Source organism: Bacillus nakamurai (assembly GCF_001584325.1).
In the GTDB taxonomy this organism is placed as follows: domain Bacteria; phylum Bacillota; class Bacilli; order Bacillales; family Bacillaceae; genus Bacillus; species Bacillus nakamurai.
Map to the genome: position 1 here is coordinate 139187 of NZ_LSAZ01000002.1, position 16487 is coordinate 155673.

The window sequence follows — 16487 nt, forward strand, 5'->3', positions numbered from 1 at the left end:
AATTAAACGGTAAAGAAGGCGATAAAAATGAGTGGCGATAAAAAACATCTGGTCATCATCGGCGGCGGCATAACGGGATTAGCCGCCGCCTTCTACATGGAAAAAGAAATCACGGAAAACAACCTGCCGCTTGAAGTGACGCTTATCGAAGCAAGCCCGAGAGTCGGCGGCAAAATTCAGACGGCTCATAAAGACGGCTACATTATTGAACGTGGCCCGGACTCTTTTTTAGAAAGAAAAAAAAGCGCTCCGCAGCTCGTAAAGGACTTAGGCATTGATCATCTGCTCGTCAACAATGCGACCGGCCAGTCTTATGTGCTTGTCAATGAGACGCTTCACCCGATGCCAAAGGGCTCGGTGATGGGCATTCCGACAAAAATTGCTCCATTCATCTCCACCGGTTTATTTTCTGTTCCCGGAAAAGCGCGGGCGGCGCTGGATTTTGTTCTGCCCGCAAGCAAGCCGAAGGAAGATCAGTCTTTAGGTGAATTCTTCCGCCGGCGCGTCGGAGACGAAGTCGTTGAGAATTTAATAGAGCCGCTCCTGTCTGGAATTTACGCCGGCGATATTGACAAGCTGAGCCTCATGTCAACGTTTCCGCAATTTTATCAAACAGAGCAAAAGCACCGAAGTCTGATTCTCGGCATGAAAAAAACGAGGCCGCAAGCGTCAGGGCAGCAGCTGACAGCCAAAAAGCAAGGGCAGTTTCTAACGTTAACGACAGGTCTCCAAACTCTTGTCGAGGAGCTGGAAAAGCAGCTTAAGCTGACAAAGGTGATCAAAGGCACAAAGGTAACGCATATCGGCCGTGAGGAAAAAGGCTATTCGATTAAGCTTGATAGCGGCGATGTGCTAAAGGCAGAGGGGTGCATTGTAACAGCTCCGCATAAAGCCGCCGCCAGAATGCTTTCCGATCTTCCCGCCGTTTCATGCCTCAAAGGCATGCATTCTACGTCAGTGGCCAATGTCGCCTTAGGTTTTCCGGCAGAATCCGTCAAGATGGAGCATGAAGGAACGGGCTTCGTCATCTCCAGAAACAGTGACTTCTCCATTACGGCCTGCACCTGGACGAACAAAAAATGGCCGCACGCCGCGCCGGAGGGCAAAACCCTTCTCAGAGCGTACGTCGGCAAGGCCGGGGATGAGTCAATCGTAGACCTTTCAGATAACGAGATCATTAAAATCGTAATGGAAGATTTAAAAAAAGTCATGAACATCACAGGCGAGCCGGAAATGACATGTGTGACCCGCTGGAACGAAAGCATGCCGCAATACCATGTCGGCCACAAGGAGCGCATTAAAGAGTTCAGAGATGCGCTGAAAGCTTCCTATCCGGGCGTATACGCTACGGGCGCTTCTTTTGAAGGCGTAGGGATTCCCGACTGTATCGACCAGGGAAAAGCGGCCGTGTACGATTCACTGGCCTATTTATTTGAAACCTATCAGCCTCCGTTATCTTAAACGGAGGTTTTTTGTATGTTCCCATCTTTTGCAGGGAACACCTATACTGAGAAAAAACATTTGAATCTTTTTTATGACTGTGATAAGTTATCTTATGTACAAAATGACTAAAACGTTCAAACGGTCAATTTAATGAGGTGGAAACATGTCCGTCGATCGGAAAAAGCTCATTCTGGAAGCGGCAACGAAGTCTTTTACACAATTCGGCTATAAGGCAACGACAATGGATTTGGTGGCAAAGCTTGCAAATGTGGGGAAGGGAACCATCTACACGTTTTTCAAAAACAAAGAAGAACTGTTCGATGATATTTTCACCACTATTTTAAGAGAAATGAAGGAGCACGCTGACGAAGCGATGAAACCGGACCTTTCATTTCACGAAAACGTCCACCGGGCGCTGACGGCCATATTGGAATTCAGAAAAACACATCAGCTGACCATTAAAATTTTTCAAGAAAACGCTGAGATTGGTACAATAGCCGTTCAGGAAGTAATCGCGAAAATGGAGCACGCCATCCTGGCATACATTAAAGATAAGATAGAAAAAGCCGTCGAGAATGGGAGCATTAAACCGTGTGACCCCGAGCTAACTGCTTTTGTGCTGCTTAAACTCTACATTGCGCTTATTTTTGATTGGGAAAAAAACCATCCGCCCCTTGAAAAAGAGACGATTGCCGAATTGCTGGAAATGTATGTTGTTCAAGGATTATCTAAATAGATGATCCTTCACTTTTTTAAGTGCCGTGACCGTTTTGTTAAATGAGTCAGTTTGCGGAAGGAGGCAGCAGGGATGAATACGATAAAAAGCCAGTGGAAAGAAATTGTAACCAGCAAGAAACTGTTGATCCCCATTATTGCCATTTTATTTGTTCCTCTGATTTACAGCGGAGTGTTTTTAAAGGCGTACTGGGACCCGTACGGCACGGTGGATCAGCTGCCGGTTGTCGTTGTAAACCAGGATAAAGGGTCAGATTATCAAGGGAAGCATCTTCAAATCGGTGATGACCTTATAAAAGAGTTAAAGAAAAATAAAAACTTTGATTGGCATTTTTCTAGCGATCTTGATCAATCGTTAAAGGACTTATTAAATGCTAAATATTATTTATTGGTCGAGATTCCCGAAGATTTTTCAAAAAACGCCAGCACCGTCATGGATAAAAATCCGAAGAAATTGGATTTGAAATATCATACGAATGCCGGTTCAAACTATGTCGGGGCAACAATCGGCGAAAAGGCGATCGACAAGCTGAAAGCCTCTGTTTCAAAAGAGGTGACTGAGCAATACGCCAAAGTGATTTTTGATAACTTTAAAGATATTGCCAAAGGTCTCGGCGACGCCAGCAGCGGCGCCAAAAAAATTAACGACGGCACGAAAAACGCCAAGGACGGCAGCGCCAAGCTGAAGGAAAATTTAGCGAAGCTGACCGAAAGCACCGCAACCATCAGTGATAAAACAGCACAGCTGGCTGACGGAGCAGCGAAAGTGACAAGCGGAATTCAAACGCTTGACAGTTCTATCTCAAAACTGCAAAGCGCAAGCGCCGAAATCCAAGATAAATCAGGGCAGATTGCTTCAGGCGGGGGCCAAGTGGCCAGCGGGCTGAAAACAAGCCTTGACGCACACAAACAGCTCCAGCAAAAGGTTCCTGACTTAACGAATGGATTAAGCGTGTTAAACAGCAAGGCGCAAGAGGTATCTCAAAAAGCAGCGGCATTTGAAGATGCCCTCAATTCTGTCAATCTCTCAGAAGTAGAAAAAGCAGTCCAGAATCTAGAGCAGACTGAAAAAGAAATGCAGCAGTTTAAAAAGCAGCTTTCTGATTTGAAAAACAGCCTCAGCGCACGGGATGACGCGGTGAAAAAGGTGATTCAGAACAGCGATTTCTTAACGGATGAACAAAAAACGAAACTGGTTCAGCTTCTGAATGAAAAGCTGCCTAAAGCTGACCTTCCTGATTTAGACCGGATCGTCAATCAGCTTCCGTCCGGAGGGGATATTCAGCTTCCGGATTTGTCAGACATCAAGAGTGCTTTGGGAGACGTAAAAGCGAAGGCAGAACAACTAAAAGCGCTGCCGCAGTCTACATCCAAACTGTATAATGGCGCCGCGGCGGTACAAAGCGCGATTGACCAGCTTACCGCAGGAACCGATAAACTGTACAACGGAGCTCAAACCGTCTTTGAAAGCCAAAACAAACTGACGGCAGGTATCGGCGAATATAACAGCAAATTCGCCCAGCTCAAAGCAGGTTCAGGAGAGTTAGTGTCAGGGAGCGGCAAAGTATCCGGCGGCTTATCGAAACTGCTGGACGCACAAAACAAAATTCATGAAGGATCATCCAAAATTGAACAAGGCCAAGAATCTCTCGGCACCGGCTTAAGCAAGCTTTTAGACGGCACCGGCGAATTATCCAGCCAGCTTAAGGACGCTGCGGATCAAACCGGAGATATTAAGGCGAATGACAAAAACTACAGCATGATCGCCGATCCGGTGAAAACGGATGAGAATGCGATCCATTCTGTGCCTAACTACGGGACGGGGCTGACGCCTTATATTTTATCGATGGGCTTGTATGTCGGCGGATTGATGCTGACGGTTGTATTCCCGCTGAAAGAAGCGTCAGGCCGTCCGAGAAACGGATTTGAATGGTTCCTCAGCAAGTTCAGCGTTATTCTGCTTGTCGGGCTTATTCAATCGGTTATCGTGGCGACGGTTCTTTTAAAAGGAATCGGGCTTGACGTAGAAAGCACGTGGAGATTTTATCTCTTCACGATGATTACAAGCATCGCGTTCTTGTCCATGATTCAGCTCTTAGCGACAACGATGGGGAATCCGGGGCGCTTTATCGCTGTCATCATTCTGGTGCTCCAGCTCGGGGCAAGCGGCGGAACATTCCCGCTTGAGCTTCTGCCGGGATTCTATCAGGTCATCCACGGCGCATTGCCGATGACTTACAGCATCAACGGCTTCCGGGCCGTCATCTCAAACGGCGATTACAGCTACATGTGGCAGCAGGCATTTATTCTGCTTGGCATCGCTGTTGTGATGATACTGCTCACTATTGTGTACTTTATCGTGCAAAGCAGAAAAGAAGACGCGGCGGAAGAACAGACAGCATAAGAAAAAAAGGCTTGAGCAAAACGCTCAAGCCTTTTTTGTGTCCAGTCCCTAGTGCCGCCCAAAGGGTATTAAAACCCCCATTTCACCAACAGTCCCGTATACGTCAATCCTCCGCCAAATCCGAATAATACCAATGTTTCGCCTTCTGACAGTTTTCCTGCTTTTACACCTTCATCCAGTGCCAGAATAATAGAAACAGAGGAAGTGTTTCCGTAATATTCGACGCTTGTCAGCGTTCGGTCAGCCGGGAAAGGAATTTTTTCGCAGATGGATTCGATCATCCGCATATTGGCGCTGTGCGGAACAAACCAATCCACATCACCTTTAGAAAAACCTGCTTTTTCTAAGAGGGCGTGAAATTCTTCGGGCACGGTTCTCACCGCCCATTTGTACACTTCACGTCCGTTTTGCACCATGTTTCCGCCGCCTTTGAGCGGCTTTCCGTTCAATTCATTGCGCAGTCCCTCGCGATACAGGACATCCGCGCCGCTTCCTGCCGTTCCTTGCACGGCCGCCAAAAACCCCGGTGAGGATTCATCCCGTTCAACAAGCAGGGCGCCGGCTGCATCTCCGAAAAGGACACAGGTTGTCCGGTCGGTATAATCCGTTACTTTCGATAACGTTTCACCGGCGAGGACGATGATTTTTTTATGCGACCCGGCTGTAATTAATCCGTCAGCCAGCTGTAGCCCGTATGTCAGTCCAGCGCATGTGGCGTTAATATCGAGCGCCCCTGTATGCGGCCAGCCGAAATATGCCTGCACGCGGGCCGCAGTGCTGGGGAACGCATAGTCTGGTGTTGTAGTCGCGACTAGGATCATATCAACATCGTCAAGAATTCCGCTGTACCTTTCGGCAAGGTTTTTTACCGCTTCAATACATAAATCAGAGGTAAACTCATGCTCGCCGGCAATGCGTCTTTCTTTCATTCCGGTACGCTGAATGATCCATTCATCAGACGTATCCACGATACGTTCCAGATCTGCGTTTGTTAACCGGCGTTCCGGGACATATGTACCGATAGCTGTAATTTTTGATTTTGACATATACATCACTCCTTTACATCAGATTATAACATCAGGTATTAATACTTGGTACTAATTTATAACAAAAAACCAAGCAGCAGTGAATCATCTGCCTGGTGAACATGAGAAATTTCTTTATAGAATATTTTGATGTGTGAATCTACCAATCTCGGCGGCGGTGACAGCAGCATACATGATGCTTCCTCTCTCTTTTCTTGCAAGGGTCCTCTTCTCTTTTCTTTCTGCAAGGGTCTTTTTCTCTTTTTTTACGGCAGCAGAAGAAGTCATCATCAAACCAGTCCTCATCGAACCAATCGTCAAACCAGTCATCATCAAACCATTTCCGCTTATGAGATTTGCGGCAGCACATACATATCCCTCCTTTCTCATGCTCCATTCATCTTATGAAACAAGTGGAGGAAAAGATTGGACGGGTTATGGATGAAAAGAGTATATTTTAAGGAGAATAAAATAGATAGGAGGAATGACCTGTGGCAGCTGTTCAAAAAACGATGGAATTGATTAAAGAGCTTGTGTCGATTCCGAGTCCGACGGGCAATACATATGAGGTAATAGAATATGTAGGGAACCTTTTAAAGGAGTGGGGCGTTCCGTCTTACAAAAACCGCAAAGGGGGCTTACTGGTGACTCTTCCCGGACGGAATAACAGACGGCACAGAATGCTGACGGCGCATGTTGATACACTTGGCGCGATGGTAAAGGAAATCAAAGCAGACGGCAGGCTGACAATTGATTTGATCGGCGGATTCCGCTACAACTCAATTGAAGGAGAATATTGTGAAATCCAAACAGTTTCAGGCAAAACATACACAGGGACCATTTTAATGCACCAGACGTCCGTGCATGTCTATAAAGACGCAGGCAAGACTGAACGGAATCAGGCCAATATGGAAGTCCGCCTTGATGAGCCTGTAAGGACGAAGCAAGAGACAGCGGATCTCGGTATCAGAGTCGGTGATTTTATCTCGTTTGATCCGCGCGTGCAGATTACGCCGAGCGGTTTTATCAAGTCCCGCCACCTTGATGATAAAGCCAGTGTGGCCCTGCTGCTAGAATTAATTCACCGCATCACATCAGAAAAAATCGAACTTCCGTATGCAACGCATTTTCTGATTTCAAATAATGAAGAAATCGGCTATGGAGGGAATTCCAACATTCCGCCTGAAACCGTTGAATATTTGGCGGTGGATATGGGGGCGATCGGAGACGGGCAGTCAACGGATGAATATACCGTTTCCATCTGCGTGAAGGATGCGAGCGGGCCGTACCATTATCAGCTCAGAAAACATCTGACCGAGCTGGCAGAGCAGCACGGCATCGATTATCAGCTTGATATTTACCCGTATTACGGTTCTGACGCGTCAGCGGCCATCCGTTCGGGGCATGACATCGTCCACGGCCTGATCGGCCCGGGGATCGACGCTTCGCACGCATTTGAACGCACGCACGAATCATCGCTCCGCAACACGGCGAAGCTGCTGTACCGCTACGTCCTGTCGCCGATGGTATGAAAAAAGCCTGCGCGGATTTTCTCCGTGCAGGCTTTTGGTTAACCGGAAATGGTTGTATTTTGTTCTGTTTTAGAGAGGCTCATAATTTCCGCGCCTTTAGCGGCGTCGTATTGGCCTTCCCATTTTGACATCACAACAGATGCAAGCGCGTTTCCGGTCAGATTGACGACCGTACGGGCCATATCCATAATCCGGTCAACACCGGCGATGAACGCAAGGCCTTCTGCAGGAACGCCGATTGTGCCGAGTGTTGCAAGCAGGACGACAAAAGAAGTCCCTGGCACAGCAGCCATTCCTTTCGATGTGACCATTAAGACAAGCACAAGTGTAATCTGGTGCCAAATGGTCAAGTCAATGTGGTATACCTGAGCGAGGAATAGGGCGGCAATTGATTGGTACAGCACAGATCCGTCTAAGTTAAAGGTATATCCGATCGGCACGACAAAGGACACGATGCCTTTCGGACATCCGATTTTCTCCATCTTCTCCATGACGCGGGGGAGTACGGTTTCGGAGCTTGACGTAGTGAACGCCAATAAAATTTCATCCTTCATGTAAGCGAGGAATTTGAAAATGTTTACACCGGCAAGCTTTCCGACGATTCCGAATACGACAATGAGAAAGAAAGCAAGGGCTATATATACTAAGCCGACCAGTTTACCGAGTGAAAGCAGGGAGCTGAGGCCGAATTTGGAAACGGTAACACCAATAAGGGCAAAAACACCAAACGGCGCAACTTTCATGACTAGGTTTACAACATGGAACATCGCATGAGATACACCTTCAAAAAAGGCCAATACCGGCTTTCCTTTTTCTCCGATAGCTGAGATACCGAGTGCAAACAGCACGGTGAAGCAAATAATAGCAAGAAGATCACCTTCGGCCAATGACTGGAAGAAGTTTGTCGGTACAATATGCAGGAACGTTTCAGCGACAGATTTATTGCTTTGTTCCTTTTCTGTTTCAACATATTGGCTGATGTCTGTTTTTTGAGCTTCATGTATATTAACGCCTGCTCCCGGATGAAAAAGATTGGCCAGGGCCAGTCCAAGAATGATGGCGAAAGTAGTAATGATCTCAAAATACAAAATCGTTTTGAAGCCGAGTTTTCCGACCTGTTTTCCGCTTCCTGCGCCGGCAACGCCGATGATTAAGCTGGAGACGACGATTGGAATCACTATCATTTTGATTAAGCGTAAAAACAAATCGCCGACAGGCTGTAAATAAACAGGGATTGCGGGATTGCCATACCAGATGACACCGACTATGACCCCTAGTATGAGTCCGACGAAAATTTGCGTGGCTAATCCAAAGCGTAATTTTTTCATAGATTACCTCCCGAAGAAAAAAGTGCAATAAGCATCTTAAAAGATAGCTATTAGAACAAATTATAATAGAAAAGAAAACATTTCGTCTATAGTTAAATATAGATTGAAAATACTGAATAATGGAAATGATTCAGATGATTGCTAATAATGGTGAATAACGCCCTATTCTGAAAGTATGATACCTGTGACAAAAAAAGGAACCGCACATACCGGGAATGTGCGGTTCCTTTTTGTCACATATCCTTTATTTTCAAGCAGTCGTCACACACATTGCCGTAGCACTCATGCTGCTCATCTATTTCTTTTCCGCATTCCGCGCACTTTTTACCGGGTAGATTTCTAAAAAATTCAGTTATTTTATCCAACATACCCATCCCTCTTTCGTTTTGTTTTCTTTATATTGTATTATAACAGTTTATAAAAATCAACGGCTGTTTTGACACAATGTTTAAAACATGCAATTTGAACGAAAAATAGGTATATTGGAGGAAAGGATCTATTCACAATAAACATTCGGAGGACAATATGAAAGTTACAGTTATTGGTTGTTACGGCGGGTTTCCGGCCGCAAATGAAGCAACGTCAGGTTATCTGTTTCAATCCGGCGGCTATTCTCTGCTTGTCGACTGCGGCAGTGCGGTATTATCAAAGCTGTTCGCCTTTGTGCCGGCAGAAGAGCTTGACGCCGTTATTTTGTCACATTATCACCATGATCATATCGCTGATATCGGGCCGCTTCAGTTCGCCAAGCAGGTTGGCTCTTTTCTCGGAAAGGGAACACACGCGCTGCCTATTTACGGGCATGACGCTGATATAGAACAGTTTCAGCGCCTTACATATAAAACGCATACAAAAGGAATCGCCTATCAGCCTGAACAGCCGCTTTCTGCCGGGCCGTTCACCATTACATTTTTAAAGACGGTTCACCCGGCCGTCTGTTATGCCATGCGGATTACTGACGGCTCGCATACTGTTGTGTACACGGCTGATTCAAGCTATCAGGATGCCTTCATCCCATTTGCGGAGAATGCCGACCTTTTAATCTGTGAGTGTAATTTTTATGCCCATCAAGACGGGACAAGCGCGGGTCATATGAACAGCATTGAAGCCGGACGCATCGCACAAGAGGCCGGCGCAGGGGAGCTGATTCTCACGCATTTGCCGCACTTTGGGGAACATCACAAGCTGAGGGAAGAAGCAAAAACCGTGTTCGGCGGCGAAGTGAAAATCGCCTCTTCGGGGCTGAAGTGGGAGAAATAAAGGAGGAGCACCATGTTATTTATTGATAATCAAAATCATTATGACCCGAGGATCAACCTCGCCATAGAAGAATATTGCGTGAAATATCTTGACCCTGAACAGACGTACTTGCTGTTTTACGTCAATCAGCCGTCGATTATTATCGGAAAAAACCAAAATACGATAGAAGAAATTAATACGAAATACGTAGAGGATAACGGCATTATCGTCGTCCGCAGGCTGTCCGGAGGCGGTGCGGTCTACCATGACCTCGGAAACCTCAATTTCAGCTTTATTACAAAGGATGACGGAGACAGCTTCCATAATTTTAAAAAATTCACCGAGCCTGTCATTCAAGCATTGCGCCAGCTCGGGGTGGAAGCGGAATTAAGCGGAAGAAACGATATCATGGCAAACGGCAGAAAAATCTCAGGTAACGCCCAATTTTCGACGAAGGGACGGATTTTCAGCCATGGAACTTTGATGCTGGATTCCGCTATTGACCATGTTGTGTCAGCCCTGAAAGTGAAAAAAGACAAAATCGAATCAAAGGGCATCAAATCTATCAGAAGCCGTGTCGCCAATATCAGTGAGTTTCTTGACGACAAAATGACCGCAAATGAATTCAAAAACCATTTGCTTCGCCATATTTTCAACACGAATGATCTTGACGAGGTGCCTGAGTATAAATTGACGGAGGAAGACTGGAAGGTCATCAGAAAGATTTCCGAGGAGCGCTATCAAAGCTGGGACTGGAATTACGGCAGATCTCCGGCCTTTAACCTCCAGCACTCCAAGCGTTATCCGGTCGGATCGATTGATCTGCGTCTGGAAGTGAAAAAAGGAATGATCCGGGATTGCAAAATTTTCGGCGATTTCTTCGGCGCTAAAGACGTAAGTGAGCTCGAACATGCCCTGACCGGAAAGCAATATGACAGGGCCGCCATTCGGGAGGCGTTAGCCGGGGTTGATCTGAAACAGTATTTCGGCAATATTGATCAAGAAGATTTTCTTGAGCTGATTTATTAGAACATTTGCCAAACACATGATTTGAAAAGGCGTCCGTTTGTGTGAAATGATAGGAACACAATGAATAGGGAGGGATCATGATGAAAGTATTTCTAATCGGTGCGAACGGCCAGATCGGACAAAGATTGGCCGGGCTGTTTCAACAAGACGGCACACATACCGTCCGGGCAATGGTCAGAAAAGAAGAGCAAAAAGAAGCGCTTCAAGCTGCCGGAACGGAGGCCGTCACTGCGAATTTAGAAGGAAGCGCGGAGGATATCGCAAAAGCCGCACAGGGCTGCGACGCCGTTGTTTTTGCCGCGGGATCAGGAGGAAGCACGGGGTATGATAAAACGCTTTTAATTGATCTTGACGGAGCGGCGAAAGCCATAGAAGCGGCAAAGTCCGCCGGAATTGATCGGTTCGTGATGGTCAGTGCCCTCCAGGCCCATAACCGCGAAAATTGGAATGAATCTTTGAAGCCGTATTACGCCGCAAAGCATTATGCGGACAAAATTCTTGAAGCGAGCGGGCTGACGTATACGATTATCCGTCCCGGCGGGCTTTTGAATGATCCGGGCACGGGAATGGTTGCGGCGGCAGCCGATTTAGAAAGAGGGTCCATTTCAAGGGACGATGTCGCCCAAACGGTTCTCGCCTCTTTAGATGAGCCGAATACTCATGGCAAGGCGTTTGATCTGACGGCAGGCGGCACGCCGATAAAAGAAGCGCTGAAACAATTATAGTTTTCGGTTTTCCGGCACTCGGGGCTTTTTGCCCTTGAGTGTTTTTCTATATTTTTCTATAATGAAAGTGAACGTTTATTCCGCAATAATGAATGACTATTCATTCATTACATTTTTAAAGGGGTGGGAAAATGAATCTGGTTTCCAAATTGGAAGAAACGGCAGCACAGAAACCGGAAAAACCAGCTTGTCTGTTTCAAGATGAGTACATGACGTATGAGGAGCTGGCAGGTAAGATTGAAAAATTCGCAAACGGATTGGAGGACAGGGGACTGAAAAAAGGGGATCATCTTGCGCTGCTGCTCGGGAACACGCCTGATTTTGTCATTGCATTTTTCGGCGCGTTAAAAGCGGGAGTTGTAGTTGTCCCGATTAACCCAACGTATACACCGACAGAAATCGGCTATATGCTGAACAACGGTGATGTCAAAGCGATAGCCGCGGTGGATCAGCTGATTCCTGTATTTGAACGCCTGCACGGCTCATTACCGCTTTTGGAGCATATGATCATAAGTCAAACGACAGCGAACGCTCCGGTGACAGAAGACCCTCAATTGCGCACAAAAATGACAACGTTTACACAAATGCTCCATCCTATGGAACGAAAAAGAAGTTATCCAACATTGTCCCAAGATGATACTGCCGTGATCTTATACACCTCGGGGACGACAGGCAAACCGAAAGGCGCTATGCTTACCCATCAAAATCTTTTTTCCAATGCAAATGATGTCGCCGGCTATTTAGGAATGAATGAGAAAGATAAAATCGTCGCGACATTGCCGATGTTTCACGTATTTTGCTTAACCGTTTGTATGAATGCGCCTCTGATGAGCGGGGCGTGCGTATTAATTGAGCCGCAATTCAGCCCGGCGTCTGTTTTTAAACTCATCAAACGGCGGCAGGCAACAATTTTTGCGGGCGTTCCGACGATGTATAACTACTTATATCAGTACGAGCACGGCAAAGCAGAGGATTTTGCTTCTGTGAGACTGTGTATTTCAGGCGGTGCTTCTATGCCGGTCGCTCTTTTGCAGGCTTTTGAACAAACCTTTAAAGTAACCATTTTAGAGGGGTACGGGCTTTCAGAAGCCTCTCCCGTCACTTGTTTTAATCCGTTTGACAGGGGCAGAAAACCAGGCTCGATCGGGACGAATATTTTACATGTGGAAAATAAAGTCGTCGATCCGCTCGGCCGCGAACTTCCGGATCACCAAGTAGGGGAATTGATAGTAAAGGGGCCTAATGTGATGAAGGGCTACTACAAAATGCCCGAGGAAACGGAGCATGCGCTAAAGGACGGCTGGCTTTACACGGGTGATTTGGCGAGACGCGACGAGGACGGTTATTTTTATATTGTCGACCGAAAAAAAGATATGATCATCGTCGGCGGATACAATGTCTATCCCCGTGAAGTGGAGGAAGTGCTGTACAGCCACGAAGAAGTGAAAGAAGCCGTCGTGATCGGCGCTCCGGACGCCAAAACGGGGGAAGCAGTGCATGCCTATATTGTGCCGGCGCGCAGTGCGCTGACAGAGCAGGACATTTTTGATTACTGTGAAAAGCATCTGGCGAAATATAAACGCCCTGCGGCAGTTGTTTTTCTTGAAGAGATTCCTAAAAACGCGACCGGAAAGCTGCTGAGGCGAGCTGTTCGGGACATGCTTCCGAAATGAACCCGAAAAAGCGAAGCCGCCCAAGGCTTCGCTTTTCAAGTGTATAACGTCAGCTCTTCGATTCTTCTTTAATGATGCTTTGCAAAAGCTTCGTATCATGGCGATTCAGCCTGTAATACGTATCTTTATGTTTGTACATCATATGCTGTTGGCCATCGAGCCACATGCTGAATGAATCAAACCGATCTTCATGGTATTTAATGGTTGCATCGTAATCAGGCGATACACTTTTGGCCAGTTTTACTTGTTTTCCTTGATTCAAGATATCGAGCATATCCTTTACATTCTGTCTGTTTTTAATTTTCGTTTTTTCATTTCCGTGCGCAGACAAAATAATAAGATCTGCGTTGCTTGAAGGGAATACATCGCCGGTACGGCTGTATACATAGAAAAAAGTAATGACCAATAGGGCGATCACTGCGATAGATCCGATTATTTTTTTCATATTCATCACTCCAGCCATTAGTCTTTCCCGCTTCCTGATGTTCCATTCTTCCCTGTTGTGAAAAGATTAACATCCGCCAGAGGGCTTGGTTCTAATTATTTGCATTTATGCTTACAATAGAAGTAAGTATTTCAGGGTAAGGAGGGAGACTTCCATGCGCAAATGGATAGCGGCAGCGGGTCTTGCCTATGTGCTGTACGGCCTTTTTTTCTATTGGTATTTCTTTATGACAGGGGACTCTGCTGTCCCGGAGGCTGTAAAGGGAACGGAAGCAGACCCGGCGTCGTTTATGAGCCCGGGCAAATTGGCAGCCGCTGAGAATTTTTCAAACGTGAAGGATTTTTTATTTTTCATCGGAGTTCCTTTTGATTGGTTTTTATTTTTTCTGCTCCTCATCACAGGACTTGCTAAAAAAATAAAGCAATGGCTGGAAACAGCCGTGCGTTTTCGGGTGCTGCAAATCGTAAGCTTTGTGTTTGTGCTTTCTCTTATCGTCACGGCGGCTTCGCTTCCATTAGAGTGGATCGGTTACCGTGTTTCGCTTGCTTATCATATCTCCACGCAAACAACCGCAAGCTGGGTGAGGGACCACGTCATTAATTTTTGGATCAGTTTTCCGCTGTTTGCGCTGTGTGTGCTTGTGTTTTACTGGCTGATCACGAAGCGTACAAAAAGATGGTGGTTTTACGCATGGTGCCTGACCGTGCCGTTTACCCTGTTTTTGTTTTTCTTGCAGCCGGTTGTCATTGATCCTTTGTATAATGACTTTTACACGCTTAAGGATAAGGAGCTGGAAAGCAAAATTTTATCGCTTGCCGATAAGGCGGATATTCCGGCAAATCACGTTTACGAGGTAAATATGTCTGAAAAAACAAACGCGCTTAACGCGTATGTGACGGGCATCGGCTCTAATAAGCGGATTGTTCTGTGGGATACGACCCTTCAAAAATTGAAGGATCAGGAGATTCTGTTCATCATGGGTCATGAGATGGGGCACTATGTTATGAAGCATGTATACATCGGGCTTGCCGGTTACTTGCTCCTGTCATTGGCGGGTTTATATATCATTGACAAGCTGTTTAAATGGCTGTCTTTGTCCTTCGGCCGAATGTTTCACATCAAAGGCACGGGGGATTTGGCCGCTCTTCCGCTTTTATTGCTGATCATTTCCGTTCTCAGCTTTGCATCTGATCCTCTGACAAATGCCGTTTCCCGTTATCAGGAAAACGCCGCTGATCGTTACGGGATTGAGCTGACCGGAGACAGGGAAGCCGCCGTGCAGACGTTTCAGGACTTGGCCGTTAACGGACTGAGCCGCGTCAATCCGCCGATTCTTGTCAAAGTATTCAGAGGAAGCCATCCGTCTATTATGGAACGGATTGAACATGCGGAGGAGGAAAAATAATAAAAAAAAACGGCGGGAGTCTTTCCCCGCCGTTTTTTTGTGTTTTATTGCGCTGCAGCCTCTACGTTGATCAGCCCTTTTCCGTAGTAGAAAGAGTCGCCAAGGTTTGTGGCTGTGCTTTCTAAACTGTTGCGGACTTGAGTGTTTGTCCAGTTCGGATGTTTAGAAAGAATCAATGCGGCCGCTCCGGCAACGTGCGGAGATGCCATTGACGTACCATTGTATGCGCCGTAGCTGTTGCCAGGAAGCGTACTTTGGATATTTACGCCCGGTGCCATCACATCAAGTTCAGGACCTACGCTTGAGAAAGATGCTCTTTGGTTGCTGCTGTTAACTGCGCCTACAGCAATGACAGAAGGATATTTACCAGGGTAGCCCACTGTGCTTGAGCTGCCTGATGTGCCTTCGTTTCCGGCTGCCGCAACGACAACAACGCCGGAAGCAACGGCTTTATCAACTGCCGCTTTTAAAGCTGCAGAGCCAGAAGGTCCGCCGAGGCTCATGTTAATGACGTTCATTTTGTTTGCGATTGCCCATTCAATTCCGTTAATGATCCAGCTGTACTGTCCGGATCCGTCAGCGCCGAGAACTTTTACGGCATAGAGAGATGCGCTTGGCGCAACGCCTAATACACCGATTGAGTTATTAAGGGCCGCCACTGTTCCAGCAACGTGAGTTCCGTGAGAGTTGTTATCTTGGAAAGGATTTGTTTCAGAAGGAACCATGCTGGCTCCGCCCGCCACCTTTAAATCAGGATGAGAAGAATCAATACCGCTGTCGATAACCGCTACTTTTACGTTTGAACCAGTGTAGCCTTGAGAGTGAAGGGCAGGGGCTTTAATTTGAGATACGCCGTAAGGAACTGATTGCGCGTAGGCGTGTGCCACGTGATCTTCTTCAACGTAAGCAACGCTCGGGTCTTTTTTCAGTTCTTTTACTGCTTTTTCATCTAATGTAGCAGAAGCCGCGTCAACATACTTGAATTGCTTTTGCACTTTTCCGCCTTTTTCAGAAATAACATCTTTTTTCTTGGCGGCGCTCATCGTGCTCATTGTCTGCTTAAATCCGACAATATATTTCTTTTCTCCTCCTGTTTTTCCTGCTGCCTGAACAGAAGACACGCTGCCAAACGCCATCGTAAAGATCAACGTTAAAGCAAACAACAAACTGATCCACAATTTTTTGCCTCTCACTCTTTATCCTCTCCCTTTTCTAATTTACAGAATAATCAATAGACACAGACTATTCTGTGGATTAATTGTATAGTATGGAATAATATTTTAGTAGACCCAATTTTTTTCAGAAGCATTTTTTCCTATTTAGGTATATCATCTCTCTTTATTTCAATAGGAACACGAAATATTTAAATTTTAATGGAAAAAACCGATGGATGGACATGTGTAAATAAGCACAGGAATATGCGTCACTCTGTTTACTAGGAAAAATGATTCGTTTCCTTTTTGGGGGGCGATTTCAAAAACGGGAGAAATGTCACCTTTTGTTG

General features: G+C 46.3%; 15 protein-coding genes. 9 read left to right on the top strand and 6 right to left on the bottom strand.

What is annotated here, in order from left to right; translation table 11 throughout:
* The first annotated feature begins 27 nt into the window (after positions 1-27).
* From hemY to AXI59_RS01305, 3 genes are all read left to right on the top strand, one after another.
* Positions 28-1461 carry a protoporphyrinogen oxidase gene (gene hemY / locus AXI59_RS01295; protein WP_061527162.1) on the top strand — a complete coding sequence of 478 codons (1434 nt, stop codon included), beginning with the start codon at positions 28-30 and terminating at the stop codon, positions 1459-1461.
* Between the two features lie 145 nt (positions 1462-1606).
* Positions 1607-2179, top strand: coding sequence for a TetR/AcrR family transcriptional regulator (locus tag AXI59_RS01300; protein WP_061521458.1), 573 nt, complete (start codon positions 1607-1609; stop codon positions 2177-2179).
* A gap of 72 nt (positions 2180-2251) precedes the next feature.
* Complete coding sequence (locus AXI59_RS01305; protein ID WP_061527163.1) at positions 2252-4582, top strand: YhgE/Pip domain-containing protein; 2331 nt, start codon at positions 2252-2254, stop codon at positions 4580-4582.
* A gap of 68 nt (positions 4583-4650) precedes the next feature.
* Here AXI59_RS01305 and fabHB read toward each other — a convergent pair whose 3' ends face one another.
* Together fabHB and AXI59_RS01315 are read right to left on the bottom strand one after the other, a co-directional pair.
* On the bottom strand, positions 4651-5628 hold the full coding sequence (gene fabHB, locus AXI59_RS01310; RefSeq protein ID WP_061527164.1) for a beta-ketoacyl-ACP synthase III FabHB: 978 nt from the start codon (positions 5626-5628) through the stop codon (positions 4651-4653).
* Between the two features lie 114 nt (positions 5629-5742).
* Entirely contained in the window at positions 5743-5997 is a 255-nt protein-coding gene (locus AXI59_RS01315; RefSeq protein ID WP_061527165.1) for a hypothetical protein, read from the bottom strand.
* A 101-nt stretch (positions 5998-6098) separates the two neighbouring features.
* On the opposite strand from AXI59_RS01315, the gene AXI59_RS01320 reads away from it, so the two are divergent.
* Positions 6099-7139, top strand: a complete 1041-nt coding sequence (locus AXI59_RS01320; RefSeq protein ID WP_061527166.1) for a M42 family metallopeptidase — start codon at positions 6099-6101, stop codon at positions 7137-7139.
* Between the two features lie 38 nt (positions 7140-7177).
* On the opposite strand, the gene AXI59_RS01325 is transcribed toward AXI59_RS01320, so the two are convergent.
* Both AXI59_RS01325 and yhfH read right to left on the bottom strand, forming a co-directional pair.
* Positions 7178-8467, bottom strand: coding sequence for a cation:dicarboxylate symporter family transporter (locus AXI59_RS01325; protein WP_061521463.1), 1290 nt, complete (start codon positions 8465-8467; stop codon positions 7178-7180).
* A gap of 233 nt (positions 8468-8700) precedes the next feature.
* Positions 8701-8835 (bottom strand): protein YhfH, encoded by a 135-nt coding sequence (gene yhfH / locus AXI59_RS18985; RefSeq protein WP_064485274.1) that lies wholly within the window; start codon positions 8833-8835, stop codon positions 8701-8703.
* A 157-nt stretch (positions 8836-8992) separates the two neighbouring features.
* Between yhfH and AXI59_RS01330 the strand changes: the two genes are divergently transcribed.
* The 4 genes from AXI59_RS01330 to AXI59_RS01345 all read left to right on the top strand — a co-directional run bounded on the left by AXI59_RS01330 (position 8993) and on the right by AXI59_RS01345 (position 13133).
* The gene (locus AXI59_RS01330) at positions 8993-9727 is read left to right on the top strand and encodes an MBL fold metallo-hydrolase (protein ID WP_061521464.1); all 735 of its coding nucleotides are present in this window, start codon (positions 8993-8995) and stop codon (positions 9725-9727) included.
* Between the two features lie 12 nt (positions 9728-9739).
* On the top strand, positions 9740-10735 hold the full coding sequence (gene lplJ, locus AXI59_RS01335; protein ID WP_061521465.1) for a lipoate--protein ligase: 996 nt from the start codon (positions 9740-9742) through the stop codon (positions 10733-10735).
* 80 nt (positions 10736-10815) lie between these two features.
* A complete protein-coding gene (locus AXI59_RS01340; protein ID WP_061527167.1) occupies positions 10816-11460 on the top strand; it encodes an SDR family oxidoreductase in 645 nt (214 codons plus the stop codon).
* Between the two features lie 131 nt (positions 11461-11591).
* Complete coding sequence (locus tag AXI59_RS01345; protein ID WP_061527168.1) at positions 11592-13133, top strand: fatty acid--CoA ligase family protein; 1542 nt, start codon at positions 11592-11594, stop codon at positions 13131-13133.
* A 49-nt stretch (positions 13134-13182) separates the two neighbouring features.
* Here the strand turns inward: AXI59_RS01345 and AXI59_RS01350 are convergent, their stop codons facing one another.
* Positions 13183-13578, bottom strand: coding sequence for a YhfM domain-containing protein (locus AXI59_RS01350; RefSeq protein WP_061527169.1), 396 nt, complete (start codon positions 13576-13578; stop codon positions 13183-13185).
* A 154-nt stretch (positions 13579-13732) separates the two neighbouring features.
* On the opposite strand from AXI59_RS01350, the gene AXI59_RS01355 reads away from it, so the two are divergent.
* Positions 13733-14983, top strand: a complete 1251-nt coding sequence (locus tag AXI59_RS01355; RefSeq protein WP_061527170.1) for a M48 family metallopeptidase — start codon at positions 13733-13735, stop codon at positions 14981-14983.
* Between the two features lie 44 nt (positions 14984-15027).
* Here AXI59_RS01355 and AXI59_RS01360 read toward each other — a convergent pair whose 3' ends face one another.
* Positions 15028-16176, bottom strand: coding sequence for a S8 family peptidase (locus AXI59_RS01360; RefSeq protein WP_061521470.1), 1149 nt, complete (start codon positions 16174-16176; stop codon positions 15028-15030).
* Positions 16177-16487: the final 311 nt, after the last annotated feature.

Bases quoted from the DNA above. Each gene is read 5' to 3' on its own strand.
- hemY (WP_061527162.1), top strand. From the start codon at position 28: ATGAGTGGCGATAAAAAACATCTGGTCATCATCGGCGGCGGCATAACG.
- AXI59_RS01300 (WP_061521458.1), top strand. From the start codon at position 1,607: ATGTCCGTCGATCGGAAAAAGCTCATTCTGGAAGCGGCAACGAAGTCT.
- AXI59_RS01305 (WP_061527163.1), top strand. From the start codon at position 2,252: ATGAATACGATAAAAAGCCAGTGGAAAGAAATTGTAACCAGCAAGAAA.
- fabHB (WP_061527164.1), bottom strand. From the start codon at position 5,628: ATGTCAAAATCAAAAATTACAGCTATCGGTACATATGTCCCGGAACGC.
- AXI59_RS01315 (WP_061527165.1), bottom strand. From the start codon at position 5,997: ATGAGAAAGGAGGGATATGTATGTGCTGCCGCAAATCTCATAAGCGGA.
- AXI59_RS01325 (WP_061521463.1), bottom strand. From the start codon at position 8,467: ATGAAAAAATTACGCTTTGGATTAGCCACGCAAATTTTCGTCGGACTC.
- yhfH (WP_064485274.1), bottom strand. From the start codon at position 8,835: ATGTTGGATAAAATAACTGAATTTTTTAGAAATCTACCCGGTAAAAAG.
- AXI59_RS01330 (WP_061521464.1), top strand. From the start codon at position 8,993: ATGAAAGTTACAGTTATTGGTTGTTACGGCGGGTTTCCGGCCGCAAAT.
- lplJ (WP_061521465.1), top strand. From the start codon at position 9,740: ATGTTATTTATTGATAATCAAAATCATTATGACCCGAGGATCAACCTC.
- AXI59_RS01340 (WP_061527167.1), top strand. From the start codon at position 10,816: ATGAAAGTATTTCTAATCGGTGCGAACGGCCAGATCGGACAAAGATTG.
- AXI59_RS01345 (WP_061527168.1), top strand. From the start codon at position 11,592: ATGAATCTGGTTTCCAAATTGGAAGAAACGGCAGCACAGAAACCGGAA.
- AXI59_RS01350 (WP_061527169.1), bottom strand. From the start codon at position 13,578: ATGAAAAAAATAATCGGATCTATCGCAGTGATCGCCCTATTGGTCATT.
- AXI59_RS01355 (WP_061527170.1), top strand. From the start codon at position 13,733: ATGCGCAAATGGATAGCGGCAGCGGGTCTTGCCTATGTGCTGTACGGC.